Source organism: Synechococcus sp. R5-12, from assembly GCF_047502655.1.
Classification (GTDB): domain Bacteria; phylum Cyanobacteriota; class Cyanobacteriia; order Thermostichales; family Thermostichaceae; genus Thermostichus.
This window is the reverse complement of the sequence record NZ_JANSIM010000011.1, coordinates 1-2,304: the sequence shown is the minus strand read 5'-3', so window position 1 is coordinate 2,304 and position 2,304 is coordinate 1. Positions and strand designations below refer to the sequence as shown.

Sequence of the window (2,304 nt, the reverse complement as noted above, 5' to 3'; positions counted from 1 at the left end):
CCCTACGGGTACAGTGCGGGGCTCCTGCGATTTCTAGCTGAACAACTGGGAAACCATCATCGCTGTTTTAGAGGGGAAACCTACTGGCGAAAGCGGGACGGGATCCTTTGCGGCAAGGGCTGTTGTGGAACCAGTAACAAGAATCCTCACCCTACCGCTACGGGGAAGCAAGCCAGTAAAGCAGGGAACATGTCAAAGCAGGTTGCTCAGGCGGCTGTGAAAGACCGAGTAGATCTCTGCGTAAGACTTCACCCACTCTGGATCCGGTTGAACATAGCGTTCTACCTGTACCAATCGATCGGCAGCCTGTTGGACAGAGCAGCACCAATAGGCAGAAGCGGCCAAGATGGCTGCCCCCACAGCCGGCTCCGGGTGTTTCACCACAGCCAAGGGACGAGCAAGGATGCTGGCGCGTAGGCGCAACCAGAGAGGGCTTTTGCTGCCTCCGCCGGTGGTGAACATCGGACTCTGTTCTGACACCGGGATCCCTTGAGCCGCCAACGTTTCCAGCCCCAGCCGCTCGACCATGGCTACCCCCTCTAACAACGCAGCATAAAAACGGGGGGATCCCTCTTCTGCCTCCGGCAAGAACCCGGCAAACCGGGGATCGACAATGGGAAAACGTTCTCCCGGCTGACAAAGGGGATAGCTGACCAGCCCAGTGGGCAGATAAGCCTGGGCTTGCTGATCCAGCACTTGCAAGTTGCCGCCAGGGAAGTAATGGGGCAAAACTCCGCCTCCACAAAAGGAAGCCGCTCCCGGCCACCAAACCGTTCGTTCGCGACAGTGGTGTGGAGCACAGTCCGGGTGCAAATGGGAATAGATGCTTGGGGTTTGTATGGGATCCGGACTGTTGGCCTTGAAAATGAGGGTTGTGCCCAAGCTGGTGGAAACCTGACCTAAGCGGGTGGCCCCTGCTGCTAATTGCCCGGCACAGCCATCCGTGATCCCTGCCGCGATCAGCACTTCCGGCCCCAACCCCCAGTCTGCTCGCACCGTTCCTAAAACTGTTCCCGGCGGCACCACCTCGGGGAAATGCTTGGGGTTTAGGCCCTGCCGCGCCAACCACTCCTGAGGCCAGGTGTAGGCCTCCAGGTCGAAACCGCTCTTGAGGGCATGGGTGTGATCGGTCACCTGCCTGCGCCCCCCCAGTTGGCTCAGCAAAAAGTCCGCCGGATGGGCCAAGTAGCTGTCTCGATACTGATCAGGATAGGCTTCCGCCCACCACAGCCAACGGCTGAGACCCCAACTGGCAGGGATCCCCAATTGCTTGGCCTGAGCCTGGCCCCGTGGGTCAGAATACAGCCACGCCTGTTCCAACGGCATGCCTCGACCATCCACCGGCAGAATGGTGCCGGAAGTGCTGCAAGCACTCAGAGCTGCAATGGAATACTGCTCCCCCAGTTGCGCGGTCAGTTGTCCCAAAAGGGCTTTCAGGGTTCGCAACCAGCGGCCCGGATTGGTCTCTGGGGGATCCCACCGGCGCTCGCTTTTGGCCACCACCTCTCCTTGTTCTGAGAGGGCCACCACCCGCATCCCAGAAGTGCCCAGATCGATCCCAAGAAACACAGGGGGCATAGGGGTACTCATCTCATCATCAGCTCATCATTAGGAAGGAAAATGCCTTGTCATGATGGAGTGCCCAAGGCCCAAGAATGCTCTCTGTATAGATGGGGTGGCCAAGTGGCTCAAACTGGCCTAAAGGATGGGAAAGGACTCCGGCCCGCTGTCGCGATCACAATTTCAAAACTCCTGGCTGCTCCGAGCCAACGCTTCTTGGATATCCAGATCCAGCCCTTTCACCGATTCCAGCACCGAGCGGGTGATCAGCTTACCCTCCTGCACCAAAACCGCGCCGGTTACAGGGTGCAAAAGCGGCTGTTCGGCCCGCCGACCGATCAACGCCTCGATATCCTGAAAAGCATGGATGTACATCCCGGCAGGCAATTCCACCACCACCCCTTCCCCCAGCACCCGCGCTTGGCAGGCCAAGCGAGAGTTAGGCTTGCAGGTGGTGATCACCTCCAGGGTGCGCTGCTCCCGCTTGCTCATCGGGGATAAAGACTCCATCCCCTCCTTAACGTACACATGACAGGTGGCGCAGAGGCCGCGCCCACCGCACTCTTTCAACACATTCAGCTCTTCTTGCAGCAGCACCGAGAGCAAATTGCTGTTGGTGGCGATTTCAGACACTTGGGCAATGGGATCCAACCGCACACGCTTGACCATAGTCCGCACTTTTTGGGCTACTGGATGCTAAAAAAGCTAGCATCTTTCACCAATGCAGATTGCCGGAACAGGGCA

At 58.5% G+C, this 2,304-nt stretch carries 2 protein-coding genes; both read right to left on the bottom strand.

The window, feature by feature from the left end; all coding sequences use genetic code 11:
- Nucleotides 1-192: 192 nt before the first annotated feature.
- Complete coding sequence (locus NW843_RS00760; RefSeq protein ID WP_414521822.1) at nt 193-1,578, bottom strand: FGGY-family carbohydrate kinase; 1,386 nt, start codon at nt 1,576-1,578, stop codon at nt 193-195.
- Nucleotides 1,579-1,743: 165 nt separating this feature from the next.
- A complete protein-coding gene (locus NW843_RS00755) occupies nt 1,744-2,229 on the bottom strand; it encodes a 2Fe-2S iron-sulfur cluster-binding protein (RefSeq protein ID WP_414416659.1) in 486 nt (161 codons plus the stop codon).
- Nucleotides 2,230-2,304: the final 75 nt, after the last annotated feature.

Excerpts from the sequence above, each read along its gene's own strand:
- NW843_RS00760 (WP_414521822.1), bottom strand. The coding sequence starts at position 1,578 with ATGCCCCCTGTGTTTCTTGGGATCGATCTGGGCACTTCTGGGATGCGG.
- NW843_RS00755 (WP_414416659.1), bottom strand. The coding sequence starts at position 2,229 with ATGGTCAAGCGTGTGCGGTTGGATCCCATTGCCCAAGTGTCTGAAATC.